This window comes from Collinsella sp. TF12-2AT (assembly GCF_003436735.1).
In the GTDB taxonomy this organism is placed as follows: Bacteria; Actinomycetota; Coriobacteriia; order Coriobacteriales; family Coriobacteriaceae; genus Collinsella.
On record NZ_QSQK01000027.1, the window covers coordinates 1 to 1,435 of the forward strand.

General features: G+C 74.1%; 1 protein-coding gene. It reads right to left on the reverse strand.

Going from position 1 to position 1,435, the window contains the following annotated elements; translation table 11 throughout:
- Nucleotides 1–39: 39 nt before the first annotated feature.
- Nucleotides 40–1,173: an IS110 family transposase gene (locus tag DXD24_RS09990; RefSeq protein WP_117646653.1), complete on the reverse strand. Its 1,134-nt coding sequence runs from the start codon at nucleotides 1,171–1,173 to the stop codon at nucleotides 40–42.
- Nucleotides 1,174–1,435 lie beyond the last annotated feature (262 nt).

Here is a 1,435-nt window from a genome sequence, read left to right on the forward strand (position 1 = left end):
AGTCATTGGGTGTTCCTATAGTTTTGTCAACCGTCGGGGCTACTCCCGGTAGGGCACCCGGTCGCGCATCACGGCGTATATCGCCCTGAGCCGCTTCCTCGCGACGGCCTTGAGCGCCCGCCCGTGCCCCATGCCCCGCGCCCTGCAGGCCCGGTAGTACTCGCCGTAGCGCCCCGAGGACCTCACCAGGCTGTTGCACGAGAAGATCAGCAGGGACTTGAGCCTCGCGTCGCCGCGCCTGGACGCCCTGACCGACCTCACCGACGTGCCGGAGCTCCTCACCCTCGGGGCTATGCCGCAGTACGAGGCCAGGTGGTCGTGGTCCGGGAACCTCGCGATGTCGACCGACACCGCGAGCTGCGCCGCCGTCCTCGGCCCGATGCCGGGCACGGTGAGCAGGCACGCGTAGGTCTCGTCGCCCTCGAGCAGCGCCGCCGTCTCGGCCTCGAGGGCCCCGGCCTCGTCGAGGGCCTCCGATATCCGGGCGGCCAGGAACCTGACCTGCCTGTTCTCGGCCTCGACGAGCGCCGGCGGGGGCGCGGTGGAGGCGGCCGCGGCCTCCCCGGCGGCCTCGGCCCGCGGGCCCCCGGCCCCGGAGCGGGCGATCCCCCACGCCCCGCCGAACCCGGCGAGCAGCTCCAGCCACCGCCGGTCCGACAGGTCGACCGCGGCCTCGAGGGCCGGGCAGGACTCGAGCAGCACCGCGCGCAGGCGGTTCTTGTCCCTGGTCGCGCAGGCGACGACGTGGTCGCGCTGCGACGAGAGGGCGCGGGCGGCCTCGAGGGCCTCGCCGCGGCCCGGGACCCCCGACAGGGAGTCCGGCACGCCCAGGGCGGTCCGCGCGATCACCGCGGCGTCGCGCTCGTCGGTCTTGGCCTCGCCGGCGAACAGGCCCGCGGCGCGGCTGGCGGCGAGCCCGGGCAGGTGGGCGACCCCGAGCCCCGCGGCGCGGGCCCGCCTCACGGCGAGGGACCCTATGTTGCGGAACTGGTCGACGACGACGAGCGTGCCGGCGGGCGCGGAGGCGAACAGCGCGTCGAGCTCGGCCTCCCTGTTGCGGACGGGGGCGCTGGCCAGCACCTCCCCGTCGCGGTCGATCAGGCAGGCCCAGTGCGATGACTTGCCGACGTCCAGGCCGAGCACGGCCGCGGGCCTGGTGGATGGCGCTTTCACGGTGGTATCCTTCCGGTAGTCGTTCGACCGGATGGCCTCCCCCTCGGCACTCACATTACCAGCCGCGGCGCCTGCCCGGCACTTTCCTATCAGCCGTCGGGGGCGGCGCGTCCCGCGCCGGCAGCACCCAACGGGCCCTCTCGGGGGCAGGGACGTTCGGCCGTGCGCGGGCGCCCGGTCGGCGGCCCGTTCTGGGCGCGCCTCAATCGTAGCCCGAGACGGTCCCGGGCTGACAATTTCGACTGTAATGGACGTTCTTAAA